The 21,360-nt window shown below is 63.6% G+C and carries 16 protein-coding genes and 1 pseudogene; 10 read left to right on the top strand and 7 right to left on the bottom strand.

Features of this window, described 5'->3' with window-relative positions; all coding sequences use genetic code 11:
- Positions 1-299: 299 nt before the first annotated feature.
- Positions 300-1,043: a sulfite exporter TauE/SafE family protein gene (locus tag GLR48_RS24110; protein ID WP_237066605.1), complete on the bottom strand. Its 744-nt coding sequence runs from the start codon at positions 1,041-1,043 to the stop codon at positions 300-302.
- Positions 1,044-2,750, bottom strand: a complete 1,707-nt coding sequence (locus tag GLR48_RS24105; RefSeq protein WP_237066603.1) for a thiamine pyrophosphate-requiring protein — start codon at positions 2,748-2,750, stop codon at positions 1,044-1,046.
- A gap of 145 nt (positions 2,751-2,895) precedes the next feature.
- Between GLR48_RS24105 and GLR48_RS24100 the strand changes: the two genes are divergently transcribed.
- The 7 genes and pseudogenes from GLR48_RS24100 to GLR48_RS24075 all read left to right on the top strand — a co-directional run bounded on the left by GLR48_RS24100 (position 2,896) and on the right by GLR48_RS24075 (position 9,571).
- The gene (locus tag GLR48_RS24100) at positions 2,896-3,843 is read left to right on the top strand and encodes a TAXI family TRAP transporter solute-binding subunit (protein WP_237066601.1); all 948 of its coding nucleotides are present in this window, start codon (positions 2,896-2,898) and stop codon (positions 3,841-3,843) included.
- Between the two features lie 11 nt (positions 3,844-3,854).
- On the top strand, positions 3,855-5,792 hold the full coding sequence (locus GLR48_RS24095) for a TRAP transporter permease (RefSeq protein ID WP_237066599.1): 1,938 nt from the start codon (positions 3,855-3,857) through the stop codon (positions 5,790-5,792).
- Positions 5,789-6,574: an IclR family transcriptional regulator gene (locus tag GLR48_RS24090; protein WP_237066597.1), complete on the top strand. Its 786-nt coding sequence runs from the start codon at positions 5,789-5,791 to the stop codon at positions 6,572-6,574. The genes GLR48_RS24095 and GLR48_RS24090 overlap by 4 nt, the downstream gene beginning before the upstream one ends.
- 28 nt (positions 6,575-6,602) lie before the next feature.
- A complete protein-coding gene (locus tag GLR48_RS24085; RefSeq protein WP_237066595.1) occupies positions 6,603-7,619 on the top strand; it encodes an amidohydrolase family protein in 1,017 nt (338 codons plus the stop codon).
- A gap of 60 nt (positions 7,620-7,679) precedes the next feature.
- Positions 7,680-7,760, top strand: a pseudogene (locus GLR48_RS26175) (hypothetical protein); the annotation flags it as partial.
- 107 nt (positions 7,761-7,867) lie between these two features.
- Positions 7,868-7,996, top strand: coding sequence for a hypothetical protein (locus GLR48_RS24080; RefSeq protein ID WP_237066592.1), 129 nt, complete (start codon positions 7,868-7,870; stop codon positions 7,994-7,996).
- A 3-nt stretch (positions 7,997-7,999) separates the two neighbouring features.
- Positions 8,000-9,571, top strand: coding sequence for an FAD-dependent monooxygenase (locus tag GLR48_RS24075; protein WP_237066590.1), 1,572 nt, complete (start codon positions 8,000-8,002; stop codon positions 9,569-9,571).
- A 246-nt stretch (positions 9,572-9,817) separates the two neighbouring features.
- On the opposite strand, the gene GLR48_RS24070 is transcribed toward GLR48_RS24075, so the two are convergent.
- From GLR48_RS24070 to GLR48_RS24055, 4 genes are all read right to left on the bottom strand, one after another.
- Positions 9,818-10,759: a cyclase family protein gene (locus GLR48_RS24070; RefSeq protein ID WP_237066588.1), complete on the bottom strand. Its 942-nt coding sequence runs from the start codon at positions 10,757-10,759 to the stop codon at positions 9,818-9,820.
- 79 nt (positions 10,760-10,838) lie between these two features.
- Positions 10,839-13,220 carry a transketolase-like TK C-terminal-containing protein gene (locus GLR48_RS24065; protein WP_237066586.1) on the bottom strand — a complete coding sequence of 794 codons (2,382 nt, stop codon included), beginning with the start codon at positions 13,218-13,220 and terminating at the stop codon, positions 10,839-10,841.
- Positions 13,221-13,242: 22 nt separating this feature from the next.
- The gene (locus tag GLR48_RS24060) at positions 13,243-13,890 is read right to left on the bottom strand and encodes an RraA family protein (protein WP_237066584.1); all 648 of its coding nucleotides are present in this window, start codon (positions 13,888-13,890) and stop codon (positions 13,243-13,245) included.
- Positions 13,891-13,892: 2 nt separating this feature from the next.
- Complete coding sequence (locus GLR48_RS24055) at positions 13,893-15,122, bottom strand: aminotransferase-like domain-containing protein (protein WP_237066582.1); 1,230 nt, start codon at positions 15,120-15,122, stop codon at positions 13,893-13,895.
- Between the two features lie 136 nt (positions 15,123-15,258).
- On the opposite strand from GLR48_RS24055, the gene GLR48_RS24050 reads away from it, so the two are divergent.
- Positions 15,259-15,732, top strand: coding sequence for an Lrp/AsnC family transcriptional regulator (locus tag GLR48_RS24050; RefSeq protein WP_237066580.1), 474 nt, complete (start codon positions 15,259-15,261; stop codon positions 15,730-15,732).
- A gap of 588 nt (positions 15,733-16,320) precedes the next feature.
- Here GLR48_RS24050 and GLR48_RS24045 read toward each other — a convergent pair.
- The gene (locus GLR48_RS24045) at positions 16,321-17,181 is read right to left on the bottom strand and encodes a LysR family transcriptional regulator (protein ID WP_237066578.1); all 861 of its coding nucleotides are present in this window, start codon (positions 17,179-17,181) and stop codon (positions 16,321-16,323) included.
- Between the two features lie 100 nt (positions 17,182-17,281).
- Between GLR48_RS24045 and GLR48_RS24040 the strand changes: the two genes are divergently transcribed.
- A complete protein-coding gene (locus GLR48_RS24040) occupies positions 17,282-18,841 on the top strand; it encodes a proton-conducting transporter transmembrane domain-containing protein (protein ID WP_237066576.1) in 1,560 nt (519 codons plus the stop codon).
- Positions 18,838-21,195, top strand: a complete 2,358-nt coding sequence (locus tag GLR48_RS24035; RefSeq protein ID WP_237066574.1) for a YbcC family protein — start codon at positions 18,838-18,840, stop codon at positions 21,193-21,195. The genes GLR48_RS24040 and GLR48_RS24035 overlap by 4 nt, the downstream gene beginning before the upstream one ends.
- Positions 21,196-21,360: the final 165 nt, after the last annotated feature.

Genomic DNA, 21,360 nt, shown 5'->3' with positions numbered 1-21,360 from the left:
TTCAGTGGGGGCACTCTAGTGCCCTGATCACATTCTTTTAGATTCTCAAAGCGGACATTGGTAAACCATGCCGCATCACGTCAATTAAGCTCTTCGCCGCCCCTCGCTCGAACGGCCGCAGTCGGTTTAGCGTAGGAATCCACACGCTCCCGCAAACGACACCCCACAGTGGCGCCACCGCTCAGACATACTGACCAGAAAAGTTTGTCGGGGCGGCGCGTGGGCAGACGACGGGCGTCGTGCTAGCCTCTAGCAGCTGACAGGTCTGGACTGGGAGGTGCCTGACGTCAGCATCGGGCTCAAAGAAAGATGTTCAGCGCGATGACGGCCAACAGGACGAGGATCAGCCGGTCAAAGACAGCCGCCGACAGCCGCAGGGCCAACGCCTCTCCCAACGGCATCGCGGCCAGGATGACAAGGAACGCGCCGGTGCTGATGACCAGCCCGTGCCATGTCAGGATGCCGTACCCCACCAGAAACGGGATCTGCGCCAGCGTCATCGCGCTAAAGAACAGTGAAATGGTCGCGATGAAGGCGGCGCGCGACATGCGCAAGGCGTTGACGAAGCTGATCGAGACCGGCGCGCTGATCCCCGTCGCCCCCTGCAACAGCCCGCCAATCGCACCAACCGGCAAGGCAAGCCGCCCCGCAGCCCTCCGCGACAAAGCCCAGTCCGGGCGCAGCAGGCGGAACAGGATGTAGGCAACGATCATCACCGCCATCGTGTTCAGCAGGATCTGTGGTGACACACGTGCCAGCATCACCGTGCCCAGTGCCGCTCCGGCCAGACCGCCGCCGGCAAAGACCCAAGCAAAAGGTCCGGTCGGCACGTCCGCGCGATAGCGCCAGCCCTGCACCACATTCGACAGCAGGTTCGACACCATCATCGCCACGATGGCCGTCTGGACGCCGTAGAACAGCGAAATCACCGGCACGGCCACAATCGGTGCCCCTGCCCCGGTCGCCCCCTTCAAGACACCGCCGATGACCAGCGCGCCGACGCAAAGCGCCAGATGCAGCCAGACGTCGGGCGACATCGTCATTCAGTGGGCCTCCGACACGGCGACCTGCACATCCAGCAAGGCGGCCCGACCCTCCTCGCGGATCGCCGACAGGGCGCGTGCCAATGCGGCCGGCAGGTCTTCGGCCAGTGTCACCCGCTCTGCATGCGCCCGGCTTGCGCGCGCGATCTGCACAAAGTCGGGCACGGGCGATAGCGACGTCAACGGCATGATGTTGGCCTTGACCGCAGCACCTTCTGGATAGCCACCCACAACCGAACGTCGTACCGCGTTCCACATGCCATTGTTCTTGACGATGACAAGGACCGGCAAAGCCAGCGCCTCGGCGATCTGATGGCACGCGACCGGGTTGGCAAAGATGTAGGACCCGTCCCCCATCGCCGCGATCGTCAGCTTCCCGGGGCGCGCAAGTTGCGCCCCCAGCGCCGCCCCGAAGGCCCAGCCAAGGCCGCCGGAATGAGGATTGGAGAACAGCCGGTTCGGCCCCTTGAGCTGCATCGCGCCGGGCACGAGGCCCAGTTCGCTGAAAATCACGGCATCGTCGTCCATGACGTCAGACAGGCACCGGCTCAGCCACTCGGCCCCCATCGGGTCGGCGGCGCGGGCGGTGTCGACCGTGCGGTCCATCGCTGCACGGCGTGTCCGGCTGCGGTCTGTCAGATCGGTCTGACGTTTTGAACGCGCATCGTCAGACGTGCTCATCGCATCCGCGATGGCGGACATGGTGGCAGCCGGATCGCCCGTGATAGAGAGTGCGGCGGGATAGCCGCGTATCGGCATGCGGGTGAACTGCGGGTCCGTCCCGATGTGGATCACCTTCGCGTCCGGGCCGGGCGCATGCAGCGCCGCGATCCACGGCACGCCGGAATCGACGACGAGGATGACGTCCGCGTCCTGCGACAGCCCCGGCGCATACCCAAGCGCCGCCGGATCGTCGGATGCCATCAGATTGCGCACGACGAAGGGCTCGACAGTGCCAATCCCGTGCCGCATGCCCAGAGCGGACAACGCCGCAGCAAGTCGGCCGTCCGTATCGCCGCGCTGGCAGATGACAAGAGGCCGCTCTGCCCCGTCCAGAAGCCGCGCGGCCTCTGCCACCGCCCCGGCATCGGGGCTGGCGACCACGGCGGCGGGCCGTGCCGATGAATCGCCGACTCGCGCGCCGATCTGCGCGGTCAACGGTTCGCGTGGCAGGCTCAGGTAGACGGGACCGCGCGGTTCGGACATCGCGATGGATACTGCACGCGCCGCCAGCGGGCCGCCCTGTTCGGGATAGCGCATTTCGTAGTCAAACTTGACCGCTTCGCGCACCAGCGCGGTCTGGTCGAACATTTCCTGCCCGTACTGGATCGGAGAGACGCGCCCCCCTGCACGCCCGACCTCGGTCAGCGGCGTGCGTCCGGACATCATGACAAGCGGCACGTTGTCGGACGCGGCGTTCAGGACGCCCATCACCGCATTCGCAAGGCCCACGTTCACGTGCACCATCACCGACTGCGGCCGCCCGGTGACAAGGTAGAAGCCATGTGCCATCGCCACTGCCGCCGTCTCATGCGGGGCGGTGACCGGCACCGGGACGGCTGAGGGCGGCAGGGTCGCCAGCGCCTCGATTACCGGGGGAAAGTCCGTGCCGGCGTTCGCGAACATGTAGTCCACGCCGCTGGATTTCAACCCGATCAAAAGCGCCTCTGCCCCTGTCCGGGGATCCGGGCTTGCCGGTGATGTCATGGTGGTCCTCCTCCGCATCCGTATGCGTGCCGCTAGATTGTGCTTGTCATGCGGTGCCATCAAGGCCAAATTAATCCCGAATCTCATTTAATGAGATATTTGTCACTCTCGGGAGGGGAGTGACGGCTTCAGGGAGGAAGTAAACATGCGTCACTACATCGCTTCGGCGACTTTCGCGACCGCACTGCTGGCCACGGCGGCCAGCGCCCAGAACGTCGGCATCGCCACCAGCAACCCCGGATCGCTGTTCCACAACATCGGCACGGCGGTCGCCAATGCGGCCAATGCAGAAGGGCTGAACACCACGATCCAGCCCGCGACCAGCCCGAACCAGTACATCCCCTTCGTCAATTCGGGCGGCATCGAATTCGGCGTGTCGAACCTGCAAGAGGTCGACTACGCGATCAGCGGGGCCGAATGGTGGAACGGCGTTCAGAACCCGAACCTGCGGATCGTCGCCACCCTGCAACCGCTGATCGAGGCGATCTTCGTGCGCGCCGACAGCGACATCATGTCGGTCGCGGACCTGAAGGGGCAACGCATGACTGACGGCTACACCGCGCAGAACACGATCCTGCCGCAGCTGTCCGCGATCTATGCCACGGCGGGTCTGACCCGCGACGACGTGGAACAGGTGTCGGTCGCCTCCGTCGTGGCGGGGGCCGATGCCTTCATGGCCGGCGACGTCGCGGGTTTCATCTTTGCCAACGGCGCCGGCAAGGTGCGCGAGGCGGATGCGTCCGTAGGCGGCCTGCGCGCGCTGGGGATCGACGATCCGTCCGACGCCAATCTGGCCGCGGCGCGGGAATTCTGGCCCACCGCGTCGTTTGTCAAAGTGGCGGCAGGTGCCGCACCCGGCGTGCTGGAAGACACCACCTATATCGCGTTCCCGCAGGTTGTGTTCACCAACGCCGACGTCCCGGACGAGGTCGTCTACCAGATGGCCAAGGCGATCTATGAGCAGGCCGCCGTGATGACAGAAACCTTTGCACCGATGGCGGCCTTCAATCCCGCCGACATCATGGGCGATCCGGGCAACGCGGAATATCACCCCGGTGCGTTGAAGTTCTTTGCCGAAGCCGGCCTGAAGTGAGCTGCTGAACCATGGCAACCACGTCCCAACCCGAAGACACCGGATCCGGGCTTTCGCCCCGGATCTGGCGCCCCCTGTCCGATACGCTGGCGATCCTGATGACCCTGATCGCCGTCGGATGGGCCTTTTCGTTCAACCGCTATCTTGGGTTGGGACTTTATCCCGAACAATACTTTGCGGCGATGCTGGCGCTGGTGCTGCCGTTGTCCTACCTGACCCTGCCCGCGACCAAAGGGGCGCTGCGGGTCCGGGTGCCGTATCATGACCTGATACTGGCCATGGCCGCCTTTGCAGCCTACGCCTACGTCGCCGTCAATTACCCGACACTTGTCCTGATGATTTTTGCCAAGCCAGTCGCGATCTGGCTGCCCGGGCTTGTCATCATCCTGACCACGCTGGAGGCATTGCGCCGCGCCACCGGCTGGGCGCTGATCATCATCATCGCGGTCTTCATCCTTTACGCCCTGTTCGGCGATATCGTGCCGGGGCGCCTGCAGGGGCGGCCACAGGACTGGCAGATGCTGACCGGCTACATGGCGGTCGATGCGAATGGCATCCTGGGCCTGCCAATGGCGGTGGCGTCCACGGTCGTCGTGGCCTTCATCCTGTTCGGCGTGCTGCTGAACATTACCGGCGGGTCCGCCTTTTTCACGGACGCGGCGATGATCGGCATGGGCCGGTATCGCGGCGGTTCGATGAAGATCGCCGTGCTGGCGTCGGGCCTGTTCGGGTCGATCAGCGGGTCGGCGGTCGCAAACGTCGTGGGCACCGGGGTCGTGACGATCCCGATGATCAAGCGGGACGGCTACCCCGCTCACAAGGCCGCCGCGATCGAGGCCGTCGCGTCCACGGGCGGGCAGCTGATGCCGCCGGTCATGGGTGCCTCTGCCTTTCTGATGGCCGAATTCCTGGCGGTACCCTACGGGTCGATCGTGCTGGCGGCCCTTGTCCCGGCGCTGCTGTATTACGTCGCCCTGTTCATTCAGGCGGACCTTGAAGCGGCAAAGCTGGGGATCAAGGCGATCCCCAAGGAAGACATCCCCGACGGTCGCCTCGTGGCCTTGGGCGCGCACTTTGCCTTGGCCTTTGGGGTCCTGATCTATCTGCTGTTCTGGCAGGGATACCAACCGGAACGCGCCGCCCTTTGGGCTGCATTGGTCCTGATCGCGACATCCATGCTGATCGGCTACCGGGGCGTGCGGCCCGGCTGGCGCGTCATCCTGTCGGCCCTTGCGCAGACGGGCCACGGCGTCGTTGAGATCCTGTTGATTTCTGCCGCCTCTGGCATCGTCATCGCGGTGCTGAACGTGACCGGTCTGTCGTTCAATCTGACCTATGCGCTGGTGCAGGTCGGCGGCGGCAATGCGCCCCTGCTGCTGGCGCTGTCGGCCATCGTCTGCATCATCCTCGGCATGGGCCTGCCGACGCTGGGCGTCTATGTGTTGTTGGCCGCCCTCGTCGCGCCCGCCCTCATCAAGGTCGGGATCGAGCCGATTGCAGCGCACCTTTACGTCCTTTACTTCGGCATGATGTCGATGATCACGCCGCCCATCGCATTGGCCGCCTTTGCCGCCGCCGCGATTGCCAAGGCGTCGCCCATGGCGACGGGCTGGGCGGCGATGCGGTTCGGATGGTCGGCCTACGTGATCCCAGTGCTCTTCGTGTTCTCGCCGACGCTCATCATGATCGGCGCGCCGATGGACATCGCCATCGCGATATTTACGGCGGTCATCGGCGTCTGGCTCGTCTCGGCCGCGATCGCGGGCTACTTCAGTCGGGCGCTGTCGCCGCTGTCGCGCGGCCTCTTTGCGGTCTTCGGCCTGCTGGCGCTGATGCCTGCCGGCATGTTCGACGGCGCGGTCTATTCCGACATCATCGGCGTCCTTGGCGGCCTTGCCGTCATGGCGGTCGAGATTCGCAAGACCCGCAGAATGGCGGTGCCCGCATGAATACCGGCGTTGGCAGCGCGGCCCGTATTCTGGGCATCCTGGAGCTCTTCTCCGAGGAGAAGCTGGAATGGACCCCGGACGAGATGATGGCCGTCCTCGGCTACAGTCGCCCGACGCTTTACCGCTACATCAAGGCGTTGAAGGATTCAGGCTTCCTGTCGCAGAACGGGCCGCACGGCCTGACGCTGGGACCGCGGGTGGTGGAACTGGACTTCCTGATGCGCAAGTCCGACGGGCTTCTGCGCGAGGGCGAGGCGATCCTGCGCGAACTGGCCCAGATCGTACCCTGCACCGCATTGCTGGTGCGCTGGTACGGTAACAAGTTGCTGTGCGTCGCCTCCGAAGTCTCCACTCCCGATCCCAAGTCCAGCTATCCCCGCGGGCGGCCCATGCCGCTGGCGCGGGGTGCAATTTCCCGTGCGATCCTGGCACACCTGCCGCGCCGCCAGATGCTGGCGAAAATCTCCGAAAACCTGGCCGCCCTGCGCGATATCGGTCTTGGCGACACGGTCGACGGGATCGCCGAGACCCTGCGGCGGATGCGCCGCGACGGTGCGCTGATCGCCCGGGGTGAGGTGACGTCGGGCGTGATCGGCGTCGCGGCCCCCGTCTTCGACGACAGCCAGGCCCCGATTGCCGTGCTCTGCATGACCATCGACCGCGACCTGCTGGACGACAACAAGCTTGCCACGGTGTCGGGCGCCGTCTGGGACGCGAGCGTGAAGTTAAGCCACCGGTTGGCCACCATGCGCGGCAGCGGCGTCGCGGTTGACGCCCTGTGACCCGAAATTTCCAAGAAGGAACCACCCCATGAAAAAGATCGACATCTTCAACCACATCTGGCCGAAGCCTTTCCACGACGCACTGATCGCGCATGTCGGCGAAACCACCGACATCACCCGCCGGTCAGAGGCTGTGCCGATGATGACGAACCTCGACCGCCGGTTCGAGGTGATGGATATGTTCGGCGAGGATTACTGCCAGATCCTGTCGCTGGCCTCGCCGCCGTTCGAGAAATACGCAGACCCCGCGAAATCCCTTGATTTGGCCCGTGTCGGGTCCGACAGCATGGCGGAACTCTGCCAGAAATACCCCGACCGCTTTCCCGGTTTCATCGGCACTGCCGTCCTGAACAACCCGGATGCAATGGTCGAAGACGCCCGCCGCAATATCGAGGATCTGGGCGCCTGCGGCATGCAGATCTTTACCAACGTCTGTGGCAAGCCGCTCGATCTGCCGGAGTTCGCGCCATTCTTTGAATATATGGCGAGCACCGGCAAGGCGATCTGGATGCACCCGGCGCGGGGCGCGAACTTTCCCGACTATTTGACCGAGGACCAGTCCGAATACGAAATCTGGTGGACCTTCGGCTGGCCCTACGAGACGTCGGCCGCAATGGCGCGCATGGTCTTTTCGGGCCTCTTCGACCGGCACCCGGACCTGCAGGTCATCACCCACCACGCCGGCGGCATGATCCCCTTCTTCGAAGGCCGCGTCGGCGCCGGCTGGGACCAGATGGGCGCCCGCACGACCGACCGCGACCTTGCCGCCGTGCGAAAAGCGCTGAAAAAACCGCATCTGGAATACTTCAAGGCATTCCATGCGGACACCGCGTCCTTCGGATCAGAGAAGGCCATCGCGCACGCGGTCGAATTCTTCGGCGAGGACCGTGTGATGTTCGCCTCGGACGCGCCGTTCGACCCCGAAGGCGGGCCGATGTACATCCGCGACACGATCAACATCCTTGACCGGATGGAGATGTCGGACGCGACCCGGCAGAAGATCTATCAGGACAACGCGGTGAAACTGCTGGGCCTGAAACTGTGACCTTGACGGCCTCTCACGACATCGGCGGGACCTGGGTGATCGACGGCCCCTTGGCCGACGCTGAAGCGGGTCGGGCTGGAACCGGGCGGCAAGGCCCCTTGCCTGATCTTTGCCGACGCGGACCGCGACTGCGCCATGCGTGAACTGACCCCCGGCGCCCTGACGATGGCCGGGCAGATCTGCGTCGCCGCCGCGCGCTGCGGGTCAGCCGCGCGGTCCGCGCCGGGACCGTCTGGATCAACAGCCACATGCGCCTGTCGGCCGAGGCGGAAACCGGCGGCTTCGGTCAGTCCGGGCTCGGGCGGCTGCACGGGCTGAAGGGCCTCTATGACGTCCTGCAAACCAAACACATCTACACCGAACAGGAAATGATCTGAACGATGGCAGAAAAACAGAACTACGACGTCATCATCTCGGGTGGCGGACCGGTCGGCATGGGGCTGGCGATTGAACTGGGGCAGCGGGGCGTGCGGGTGCTGGTCATCGAACGTCATGCCTCACCACAGCCTGTGCCGAAAGGTCAGAACCTGACGCAGCGCACGACTGAACACTTCCACTTCTGGGGCTGCGAACCCGCACTGCGGGCCGCGCGCACGATACCCGCCGACATGGGGATCGGCGGCCTGACGCTGTATCGCACCCTGCTCTCTGATTATTCATATGACTGGCTGAATCGCGCCAGCGTGAATGACTACTATCTGACAACGAACGAACGCCTGCCCCAGTACGAAACCGAAGGTGTCCTGCGCGCCCGCGCGGCCGAGGTCGAGGGCGTCGATATCCGGTATGGCTGGACCGTCTCCTCCGTCACGGATCACGGCGATCACGTCACCGTCGACGCGGCAGAGCACAAAGGCACCGCGCAAGAGGTGCTGACGGCCAAATACGTCGTGGGGTGCGACGGTGCCAAATCAGCCGTCCGCGAAACGGGTGGCATTCCGCAGCGACGGTCCGACCACGACCAGATGATGGTGCTGCTGGTCTTCCGGTCCATGGAACTGCACGAGCTGCTCAAGCGGTATCCTGGCAAAGCGTTCTACAACGTGCTGCACCCGGAGCTAAAGGGATACTGGCGCTTTTTCGGACGCGTCGACGTGGGCAGCTGGTTCTTTCACGCGCCGGTGCCCGAGGGCACAACCAAGGACAGCGACTTTACCACAATGCTGCACGAGGTCGTGGGTCAGCCTTTCGATCTGGACATCGACTACGTCGGGTTCTGGGACCTGCGGGTGTCGATCGCCGAACACTACCGCGCCGGTCGCGTTTTCGTCGCTGGCGACGCGGCGCACAGTCACCCGCCTTATGGCGGCTACGGTATCAACACCGGATTCGAAGATGCGCGCAATCTGGGCTGGAAGCTGGCCGCCTGTCTGAACGGATGGGGCGGCGCGGATCTGTTGGACAGTTACGACGCCGAACGCCGCCCTGTTTTCGAGTCGACAGCGGGGGACTTCATCGAAAAGTTCATCGATGACGATAACCGATTCCTGCAGACCCACGATCCCGAAAAGGATCGTGCAGCCTTTGAGGCGGCATGGTCCACCCGCAACGCCGACGCAGCCGAGGTCGCGCGTTTCGCGCCGAACTATGCCGGCTCGCCCATCGTCCCCGACAGTCCTGGACAGCCCAGTGCGCTTGGTGATCACCAATTTCACGCCCGGGCGGGATACCATCTGGCCCCCGCGGTGCTTTCGGACGGCACGCAGGTGTTCGACCACCTTGGGCCAGACTTTACCTTGCTGGTCTGCAGCGCAGACCCACGCGACGTGCACGCGGCGGAACAGGCGCCGCGAAAATCCGATGTGCCATTGAAGATTGTCGCGCTCGACGGCCCTACGCCATATGACGCCCGATTGATCCTTGTGCGCCCCGATCACTTCGTGGCCTGGACGGGTGAGACATGGCCTGCGGAAAGTGATTTGCCGGCAGCCTGCGCCGGATTTCGGCGGTAACGATGCGCAACTGCATCGCACCAGCGAGCGTGCGCACAGTCGGCGCGGTCAGCAACGAATTCGATGGCCTGAGCTTCGGTCATCATGTCTTCGTCAGCCCGCAAGATCATGGTCAGTGCAGGCATGCCCAGGTTGAACAGCTCTCGCAGGACAACCAGTCCCGCCGCCGTCGAAATTCAACCATCCTGCGGGACGAAAGCCGGTCCGCCTGCCGATGTCCCAGTATGGCAAGCGGACCTTTTATCATTACTTGCGGACCCGCATCCCGCGTTCGGCGTCGAACTGCAGTGGCATGTCCGATTTGGCAAGCGGTGCCTCGGCCAGTTCTCCAACGCTCACGCCATATTCCCAGTCCGGCGGGCAGATCGCGATATAGCGGGCGTAGCCACCCAGACCGCCGCCGAATTTTGGAAATCCAATGGCCACCAGCGCGCCGACCGGCGGCACCTGATCGAGGTTCGCAACACCCTCTGCCTGTGCATAGCCGTTGTGCATGAGCCAATATTCGCCTTCCAGCGTTGGCGTGGCGTCCGTGTCCAGCGGCTCATGACCATGGAAAAGGATCTTGCGCTGCTCGTGCAGGAATTTCAACGCATCCAGACCGACGCCCGGAAAGGGCGCCGTTGTTGCCAAAGCCGGGTCAGGCCATGTCTTTGACCATCCCGACCGCACAAACACGACAGAGCCTTCCGGGATGCGGCCATATTTGGCCTCGAAGGCTTCGATGTCGGACACCTGCAGGGCATAGCCGAAGTCTTCCTTTACCTGATCCTCGATGTTGATGACGACCAGCGGGCGCAGGGTATAGGTGGCAGGCAGTTCGTCGATGCCCGGATATTCCGGTGCCCAATGTGCCGGAGGGTCAAGCTGCGTGCCCAGTTGATCCGTCCGCAAAAGGTATTGCGTCGCCTCAAAGCCATGTTTTTCGTAGGTAAATACTTCACCCTTGGTGGCGTAGCCTTCCATGTCGGCACCGGATTCTGCGGGGCTGAAGGTGGCGTTGCCAAACCCGGCCCAGACCGGAATGTCCGGTGTGATCGTATGCGTCAGGTCGACATATTTCGCGGACTTGAACGTGTCGTTATAGACCTGCCACAGCCCGGGTTCCTGCGCCATGGCCGGTGTGGTCAAAGTCAACACCGGCAAGGCGGCGCATAGAGCTGTTATGAAGAGACGTTGGAGTTTCATGGCATATCACCTTTCAATGGCAGTGTGGTTAGGGTCGATGTGGAAAAAGCGACGCGGCGATTGACGACAGGATGATTCCCTACCCCTGCTCGGGCGCAATCCGGATCGGGCGGCCAGTCGTAAACTCATGAGCGGCGTCCACAATCGCGTCTGCGTCAATCGAAAAATGGCGATAAAGGTCCTGAATGGTCCCGGTCTGGCCAAAATGTTCCACGCCAAGCGGAACAGTCCGATGTCCCAGCACCGCCCCCAGCCAACCGAGTGTCAGCGGGTGGCCGTCGATCACCGTTACAATCGTGCAATCGCGCCCAATCGGGGCCAGCAGGCGTTCCACATGGGACCACGCTTGTGCTGATCCGCGTTGGCGCGCGCGCTTCGCCGCTGTCCAGCCCGCGTTCAACCGGTCGGCCGACGTCACCGCAAGAACGCCTACATCGCGACGGTCCTGTCCGATGCGTCCTGCGGCCTTGATGGCCTCTGGCGCGATGCTGCCCTGATAGGCGATGATCAGATCGGGGTTAGGACCGGGTTTGCGGAGCCAATACGCACCGTCGATCGTGCCCTGACGAAAGGCATCGTCAACACGTTTGCCGGGTTGTTCGATCGGATTGGTTGTCAGACGCAGATAGACAGACCCACCGGTTTCATCGCGCAGCCACGTGCGCTCATCCGGGTCGCCACCGCCGTCACGCTGCACGTAATCGAACGCCCATTGCAGGATCACCGCCAGTTCATCGGCAAAGGCAGGCTCGAACGCGGCAAGGCCATCCTGCGCCATGCCGATCAGTGGCGTGCCGATGGACTGGTGAGCGCCACCTTCTGGCGCCAGCGTAACGCCTGACGGTGTGCCCACCAGAATGAAACGGGCGTCCTGATAGCACGCGTAATTCAAGGCATCGAGGCCACGCACCACGAAGGGGTCGTAAACCGTGCCGATCGGGATCAGCCGTTTGCCCCACAGCGCATGCGACAGACCCGCCGCCCCCAAGAGGAGCATCAGGTTCATTTCGGCAATGCCAAGCTCGATATGCTGCCCCTGTGGCGAGAATTCCCATTTGGCTGTCGACGGAATGCGGTGATCGATGAACGCGTCGGCCTGCGCCGTCCGGGCGAACAGCTTGCGGCGGTTGACCCATGCCCCCAGACTGGTGGTGCCGGTCACATCCGGCGATGTGGTCACGATCCGTTCAGCCAAGGGACTGTCGCCTTTCGACAGATCATCGAGGATCTTGCCAAACGCCGTCTGGGTCGAGACCGCCGGACTGGGGTCGACGTCGATTGCAGGCACGGGCAGCTTGTCTTCGCGAAACAATCGCGGGCCTTCAGCAAAGAACGGCACCGTTTTCAAAAAGGCCATCAGAGCCTCTGGATCGCCGACCGTCGCCATGGGATCCCATTCGGCACCGTCCGCGACGCCCATGTGGGCTTGCCACGCCGCAAACTGGGTCTTGTTCATCAGGCCGCCGTGGTTGTCCTTGTGGCCGGCAATCGGCGTGCCCCACCCCTTGATCGTATAGGCCAGAAAGCAGGTCGGGCGGTTGTGGTCGATGGCGGCAAAGGTCTGCGCCATCGTCTCGACGCAGTTGCCGCCAAGGTTTTCCATCAGCGCGGCCAATGCGGCGTCGCTGCGGGAATCGATCAATCGTGTCACATCGCCCTGATCGCCCAGATCTTCCATCAACCGTTTGCGCCAGACTGCACCCCCCATGAAGGTCAGCGCGGCATATTGCTGGTTGGGGCAGGCATCGATCCAGTCACGCAGCCTGTCGCCGCCCGGTTCCCGGAAGGCGGCCTGCTGCAGCGCGCCGTATTTGACCCGGACGACATCCCAGCCAAAGGCATCAAAGATCTTCTCGATGCGGGCGAACAGCCCCTCGCGCACGATCCCGTCCAGCGACTGGCGGTTATAGTCGATGATCCACCAGGTGTTGCGCAGATCGTTCTTCCAGCCTTCCTGGAGTGCTTCGTAGATATTGCCTTCGTCCAGCTCTGCGTCGCCCACCAGTGCGACCATCCGGCCAACAGGAATATCCGCACCCCAACTTTTGGCTGCAATATAGTCTTGGACCAGTGACGCGAATGATGTGATCGCCACACCCAAGCCCACCGACCCCGTTGAAAAATCGACATCGTCGATATCCTTGGTCCGGCTTGGATAGCTTTGCACACCGCCGTACCCGCGAAAACTCTCCATCTTCTCGCGGGTCTGATGACCCATCAGGTATTGGATGGCATGAAAAATCGGACTGGCGTGCGGTTTGACGGCGACGCGGTCAGCGGGGCGCAAGGCACTGAAATAGAGCGCCGTCATGATCGATACCATCGACGCCGACGATGCCTGATGCCCGCCAACCTTTATGCCGTCGGCCTTGGGTCGCAGATGGTTTGCATGATGGATCATCCAGTGCGACAGCCACAAAAGCCGCTGTTCGATAACCTTCAGATGCACTGTGCCAGTCATGACGGGCCCTCCTGCCATGCCATCACAACCCGAACACCGAAACGGCGGTTTTCCCGGATTTCAGATCGTCGATCCAGCCGCTTTCGGTCCGCAACTTGGCCCGCGCGTCGCCGATCCGGTTGCGCACCATATCAGGAGACAGGGCCACGACCCCGTCCCGGTCCCCGATGATCAGATCGCCCGGTGACACGACACAGGACCCGACCGTGATCGTGCCATTAATCTCGCCGTCCGCAGCGCCCTTGGGTCCGCGCGGGTTGATGGCGCGGGAAAAAACCGGAAAATCAGTCCAACGTCCCAGCGTTTCGATGTCGCGCACCGCCCCATCCACCACCAGACCAGCGCAACCGACATTGCGCAGATGGCCACCAAGGATGTCACCGATCACCGCAAAATCGGTGTCACCACCTGCCGCGATGACGACGACATCGCCAGATCGAACATGATCCAGCGCATGGACAACCGCGCCGAAATCTGGCGGCGTGACCGCCACAGTCATGGCCCGCCCCATCAGACGCAAGGGTGCAGAACCCGTCGTCCGCGGACGGATCGCGTAGTCGATCTGGCGGGACGGCTCCAGATCGACGGCGATGCTGACTGGAATGTCGTTCCAGGCCTCGATCTCGGCGCGTGTCAGGCTTGCGGCGCAAGAGTTGATTGTGACGCTCATTTTCAGATGGCCTCTTTCAAAAATCGTTCAACGGTCAGCGCTATTCTGCGGACAGCCTCAACCAGTTTATCCTCGGCGTTCAGTGTGAAATTGAGCCGCATACTGCGGCGGTCAGCCCCGTGGGCATCAAACACACTTCCCGGTGCAAAACAGACCATTTCCGCCAGCCCAATGCTGAACAACCGGTCGGTGTCGATGCGCGGATCGCGCGCTGTCGCCCAGACGAACATCCCTCCCGCAGGCACTTCCCAGTCGAACCAGTCCGACAGATGGTCCGACATCGCAGCACACAGCGCATCGCGGCGGTTGCGATAATGCGTCGCGACAACGGGCTGGCGTGCTTCGATCATACCGGATTGCAAAATGTCGCAGGCGATGCGCTGCGTGATCCCGCTGGTACACAGATCAGACCCTTGCTTGGCCAGTGTCAGCGCTTCGATCATCTCGGGTGCTGCGATGACCCAGCCCACGCGCAGCCCCGGTGAGATCAGTTTCGACATCGTACCCATGTAAACCACGGGTCCCGTCGTGCCGCCCTGCATGGCCATTTCCAGAATACTGGGTATCTGCGGTCCGTCATAATTCAGGCTGCCATACGGGTCGTCCTCAATCAGCCACGCCCCGGTCAGCCTGGCCGCCGCCAGCATGCGCCGTCGCATGTCCGCCCCCACCAGCCGTCCGGTGGGATTGGAATAATTCGGTACGGTATAGGCGAATTTCGCGTCTTGCATCGCGGCAGGCGGATCGCAGTCAGCAGACGTCAGATCCATATTTCGAAACGTTGCCTGCCGCGGCCGCCAGGCATCCAGTGCGCCCAGATAGGTCGGGAATTGTCCGGCCACCACGTCGCCCTTGTTCAACAGGACCTTGCCGATCAGATCCAACCCCTGCATCCCGCTGGTCGTGATCAACACATTCCTGTTCGACAGCGTCATCTTCGCTGTGGAATAGCGCTCTGCAATGATCGTGCGCAGGTCCGGCAGGCCCTCGATCGGACCATAGCCCAGCGTTTCCGCGGGATAATCGCGGATCGCCTTTGCCGCGATATCCGCAATGGCGTCCGCGGGATAAGTCGCCGGATCCGGCAAGCCACCCGCGACATTGATCAGGCCGGGGATTTGACCGGCGGCCAGAAAGGCGCGTGTAATATCGTTGGTGGACGACAGCCAATCTGCAAACGCTGCACGATCCGGCGTGTCGCGATCTTCGACGCGTATGGCTGCGGTTTCCAATGTCTGGGCCTCCCGATTGCTTCGCGCTGAGCACTAGCACATCCGGTCAAAGCGAATCTCGGCGTTTTGCACCACGCTAATTGATCACTTTGGCGCTATCCACTATTCATTGACGCATGCAGAGGGGAAATCACCAATGTTAGACTTGGACAGCATAGATCAACACATTCTGGCAGAGCTTGCGCTGCAAGGGCGGCTTTCAAATCACGAGCTGTCCGAGCGCGTGGGACTGTCGCCCACACCCTGTGCCCGCCGCGTCAAGCGACTGGAGCAGGAAGGCTTGATCCGGGGCTATCACGCCGACATCAACCCCAAAGCGCGCGGCATGACCATTTGCGTGATGATTTCTGTCAGACTGGCCAAACATAAGCCGGATGGTCATAGCGCCTTTCGGGAAACGATCGGCAAAAGTCAGGAGGTTGTGGAATGCTTCATGGTCACGGGAAACGCCGATTACATCCTCAAAGCGTGGTTCCCGGACATTGACGCCCTGCGTCATTTCATCACCACGACCGTTCAGAACCTGCCCGAAGTTGCAGAAACATCCACGATGCTTGTCGTTGACACCATCGTCAGCGGTGCCAGACAGCAAGCATTTTCAACACCTTGAAGGCGCGGGCCGTCAAAAGAGGATCAGGCTCTATGACAGCGATTTCCATGCTTTGAGTTAGGACAAGGCGTTTTTAAACTCACTGGAGAGACACCCGTTTCGATCGTTTTCGAACAGGTATTCTATAGCCCCCGCCCGCCTTTCAGGCGTGTCATCGCGCGAGCCTGCAGGCCGCAGACCGGCTTTGAGATAAGCTCCCAATGGGGTGTCCCCGTCCTTCCTTTTGGCTTTGATTTCAGCATTGCGGCGGTTCCCCTGCTACCCTCGCAGTGTCAACCGGCGCTGAATAACTACCACCTGCCGGCATCCAATTTTGATCTCCGCGTTGTCCGCAGATCACGTTGCAGAGGCGGGACAGACCCTGATCAGTGCGTGTCAGGCCCGGTTTTTGAAGCGCCGGGCTAGCGTCCGAGGGCGTGGTGTCATGTCATCGGCGCTGCCGGTGCAGGGCGAGGTGGCGCAACGGCCACCGCGACCGGACGCTCGATACCCACCTCGGCACGCTGAACCTGCGGGTGTTTTGCACATGGTATTATGGATATTGTCCAGCAATCCCGCACCTGATGGACTGCTTCTTGTCCAAATGCTTCACTCGGCAAGCAAGGCGCTTACCAATGGATGCGGAAATGTGCGTCTGGCCGTGACGGCATAAAAGCTTTCGACGATGTCGAGGGGAAACGGAGCCGTCAAGAGCAGCCCCTGTGCCAGTTCATCGGCAAGCACGACCGCCGGTGTGATGGCCAGTCCCACGTTATCGCGGGCAAGCAGCCGGACCATCGCCATATCGTCGACGATCGCCGCGATCCGGGGCGTGACGCCGAGGCGGGCGACAAGGCTGTCGAACCCCGTCCGGATCGAGCTTTCGGTCGGCAGGATCACCGGCTCTGCAGTCAGAAGGGCGTTCAGGGTCGGATGCGCCAGACGCCGGGCCTTGCCGTGGATCGCCACGGGCTGTTCTGCCAGACGGTGCGCCACGAGGTCGGGAAACGTCTCTCGGGCGGGCGGATCGGTCAGCAGGACGACGTCAAGCGCCAGATCCTCCAGGGCACGCAGCAATGTCTGGCTGTTCCCCGACGATAGAATAAGGTCGGCCGTGTCGTCCGCCAGAACCGGCCGCAGAAAGCGAAGCTGGAAATTGCGCGACAGTGTCGACAGTGCGCCCACCCGCAAGGGGCCAACGGTGCCACCGCTGCGTGTCAGCGTGGCGATCAGATCGTCACCGACGCCAAAGATCCGCGTGGCGTGGTCCAGCGCGATATGGCCCGCCTCTGTCAGAACCATCGTCCGGTTGGTGCGGGTGAACAGCGGGTGGCCCAACCTGTCCTCCAGCTGCCGGATCTGGGTGGACAGGGCTGACTGGGACAGGTTCAGCCGCTCCGCAGCGCGGGTCAGGTTCCCCTCGCGGGCCACCTCTTCGAAGTAGCGCAGATGATGATAGTTGAGCCGCATGGCGTTCTATAAAACAGAACGTTTTCATTCAGACAATGTATTTTTATATGTCAAGAGGACGCGATACGTACGGAAGAGATCATTTTCCGTGAGGTTTCCGATGACAATACTGCTTTTTGTGTCGCCGCTTGCATTGGCCATCGCCGCCCTGCTGATGGCGCGTTACCCCCCTGCCCGCGGCGCGTGGTCCCTGCGTGCGCCCGAACTGGCGTCGCTTGCCGCCTTGGGAATGGTGTCCCTTGCGGCCCTGAATCTCGCCGTGGCGGGCCCCGCGACAAGTCCGCTGATCGGCGCCATGTCCATTGGCCTGTCGGCACGCGGCGACATTGTCAGCATCGCCATGGCGATGACCGTGGCCTTCGTCGGCTGGATCGTCCTGCGGTTCTCGCGCGTGGCCCTTGATGGTGAGGCGCGTCACGCGGCCTTCATGGGCTGGATGGCAACCACCATTGCCTGCGTGCTGCTGCTTGTGACTGCCGGCAACATCCTCCAGCTCGCGGTCGGCTGGGTGGCGACCGGCATGGCGCTGAACCGTTTGCTCTTGTTCTATACCGACCGGCCGCGGGCCCGCCGCGCCGCCCGCAAGAAGGCCCTGAGCGGGCTTGTGGCAAGTGCCGCACTGGTGTGCGCCTGTGCCATTCTTGTGGCCCGCTTTGAAACCACGGATATTGCCACGATCAACGCGGCCGCCCGGACGGGCGCGGCTGGCGGGTCATTGTGGCTGGCCGCCCTGTGTCTTGCGGTCGCCGCGATTTTCAAGTCCGCACTGGTGCCCACACACGGCTGGCTGACGGAAGTCATGGAAGCGCCGACGCCTGTCTCTGCCTTGCTTCATGCGGGCGTCGTGAACGCGGGCGGGTTTCTTCTGATCCGCTTTGCCGACGTGCTGATTGCGGCGCCGGGTGTGCTGGCGGTGCTGGCGCTGGTTGGCGGGTTCAGTGCCCTGGTCGGGGCGGCAGTGTCGCTGACGCAACCGGCGGTCAAGACCGCCCTCGCCTGGTCGACCTGTGCGCAGATGGGGTTCATGGTGCTGCAATGCGGCCTTGCGCTGTTCCCGCTGGCCCTGCTGCATATCGTGGCACATTCGCTTTACAAGGCGCATGCCTTCCTGTCGTCCGGCGGGGCAGTGCGTGACGTGGCCGGTATCAGCCGGCCCGGGCCGGTCGCAGTGCCGGGGTTCAGGGCGGTGGCCCGGTCCTTCGCCCTTGCGCTTGCCCTTTACGTCGGTGTCGGTCTGGTGTTCGGGATGCTGTCCAAGCCGCCACAGGCCATCGCCCTCGGTGCCATCCTTATCTTTGGCGTCGTCTATCTGATCGCACAGGGACTGGCTGACGCGGCGCCGCGGGCATTGACCTGGCGAACGGTCGTCATGTCGATTGCCGCAACCGCATCCTACTTTGCCTTGCAGGACGGTGCGACATGGCTGTCGGTGCAGACACTGCCGCTGCCGCCCGAACCCGACGGGCTGATCTGGGCGATCATCGTCATGGCGCTCGCAAGTTTTGCCGTCGCCGCCGTGGCACAGACGACGTTCCCGCTTTGGGCCGGCCACCCGGCCGTGGCCGGGTTGCGCGTGCACCTGATGAACGGCCTTTACATCAACGCGGTCGTCGATCGCCTCAGCGGTCGCTGGACCCCCAAACAGGATGCAAACCCATGAATGCGCACATGAGCTGGCCGGGCCAGACCCTTGAACTCTTTGCCGCGGCACAGGCCGCGATTGATCAGGTGCCGCCGGCCTTTCCCCTTGCCGCAACCGTGGCGGTCAATCCGTGGCTTGGCCAATCCCGCGAGGATCGCACTGTGGCCGCAGCGCGTCTGCTGCGCGTCGGGGGCGGTCGCATGTTCCTGCCGCGTGACACCGTCGCGGCCATGATCCGGTCGGGCAAGGTTTCGGCCGCGGATCTGACCGCCGCGGCCGAAACGTTCGGGATCGATCCCAAGACGTTGCGCCACGCCGCAGATGAAAGCGTTGAACCGGCCACACCCCTGCCCTGCGTGGCTGACTTTGCGGCGGCGCGGACCGGTATCAACTGGCCTGCCCTGATCGAGGAACGGTTCGGGCTGTGGGCCGCCGGGCATTTCGACCGGGGACAGGCCTTCTGGCCAGCGCCGGACGGCAGCGCCTGGACATCCTGGCGCGCCTTTGCCAGTCGTGACCTGACACCCGGCCTGGCCGGGCTGGCCGGTTTTCCGGGCGACGTCGCGGCGACCCCGACGGATGCGCAGACGGCGTTTTCACAAGCCTGCGCTGACCTCGGGCTCACGCCTGCGGCGGCGCCACTGTATTTCCATCGCCTGCTGACGACCCTCTCGGGTTGGGCGCAGTATGCCCGCCACTTCGGCTGGATCGCCGCGCGCGACGGCGGGCACGACGGCACGCTCTTCGACCTGTTGACCGTCAGATTGGTCTGGGAGGTTGCCATTCTGGACCGCGGCGGCGCGCCGCTTGCCGCAGACTGGGATGCCCGGCAGGCCGCGTTTGCGGCCAAGGTGACGGTCGATGCAGCGACCGTTCTGGATGCCGCCCTGCAAGAGGCCGTCGACAGAAGCGCAGAGCGGCGTCTGGCAGACCAGTTGGCGGACGCCGATGCCAGCAAGATCGCAGGTCGGCCCAGTGTTCAGGCGGCCTTTTGCATCGACGTGCGGTCAGAGGTTTTCCGCCGCGCGCTGGAGGCGCAGGATCCGCAGATCCAGACCATCGGCTTTGCCGGCTTCTTTGGGCTGGCCGTGCGGCACAAGGGCCACGCGTCTGACATTACCGAAATGCGGGCACCGATTCTGCTGTCCCCGACGGTGGAAAGCCGGACGCCGGGCGCGGATACGGCCGACCGTGTCCGGTTGCGGACGATCCGCGCCTGGGGACGTTTCAAGCGCGCCGCTGTCTCGGCCTTTGCCTTCGTCGAAGCCGCAGGGCCGCTCTACGTCGGCAAGCTGATCCACGACAGCCTCGGGTTGACCGGACAATCGGCGCAGACGCCGCTGCCGGCGATCGACCTTGGGCTGGATGACCGGGTCAAGGCCGCGGCCGGCATCCTGCGTGCCATGTCGTTGACTGATGGCTTTGCCCGTCTGGTGTTGATCTGCGGCCACGGATCTGCGGTCACCAACGCCCCGCACGCCAGCGCCCTGCAGTGCGGTGCCTGCGGCGGCCACGCCGGGGACGTCAATGCGCGCCTTCTTGCGGCACTGCTCAACGATGTTGACGTGCGGCAGGCACTGGCCAAGGATGGCATCGCGATCCCCGCCGACACGCATTTCGTGGCGGGCCTGCACGACACTGTGTCGGACACCGTCCACGTCTTTGACGATGCGATCGCGCCGACGCACCGCGCCGACCGCGATGCGCTTTGCACGGCTTTGGCCCGTGCCGGGTCGCTGGCACGGACAGAGCGTGCGCTGACCCTGCCCAGAGGCCGCGCCGATGCGCTGGCGCGGCGCGGCCGGGACTGGTCGGAACTGCGGCCCGAATGGGGTCTGGCCGGATGTCAGGGCTTCATCGCGGCCCCGCGGTCCCGGACGTCGGGATGCGACCTTGGTGGCCGGATCTTCCTGCACGACTACGACTGGCGCAGGGACGACGGGGCGGCAACGCTTGAACTGATCCTCAGCGCCCCGGTCGTCGTCGCCAGCTGGATCGCCCTGCAATACCACGGATCAGCCATTGCGCCCGAGACCTTTGGCGCAGGCAACAAACTGCTGCACAACGTGGTCGGCGGGATCGGCGTTCTGGAAGGCAACGGCGGCGCGCTCCGGCCCGGGTTGCCATGGCAGTCCGTGCATGACGGCACGACGGCCCGCCATGTCCCCAGCCGACTGGTCGTCGCGGTCGAAGCGCCGGAAGAGATGATCAGTCAGGTTCTTGCACGCCAGCCTGACGTCCGGGCATTGTTCGAGAAAGGTTGGCTGACACTCGTGACGATCGACGCGTCAGGCCACGTGCGCCGGCGGTATGAGCAGAGCCGCTGGATGGATCGCTCCAGCGCCGCCGCCGCCCTGTCGCCCGCGGCCTGACGCGGTCTGACCTTGCCGTCGTCATCGCTATGATGAACGGCAGGGGACGCGCGGTCGGCGCAGCACATTCTGCCAGCGGGGGGTTACAAATCCTCGGGGATCGGCAAGGATAGGGCGCGCAACGCCCATCATGCCAACCGACGCATCGACGCGTCCTTTCCGATC

Source organism: Loktanella sp. M215 (assembly GCF_021735925.1).
GTDB lineage: Bacteria > Pseudomonadota > Alphaproteobacteria > Rhodobacterales > Rhodobacteraceae > Loktanella.
This window is presented reverse-complemented; position numbering and strand designations above follow the sequence as displayed.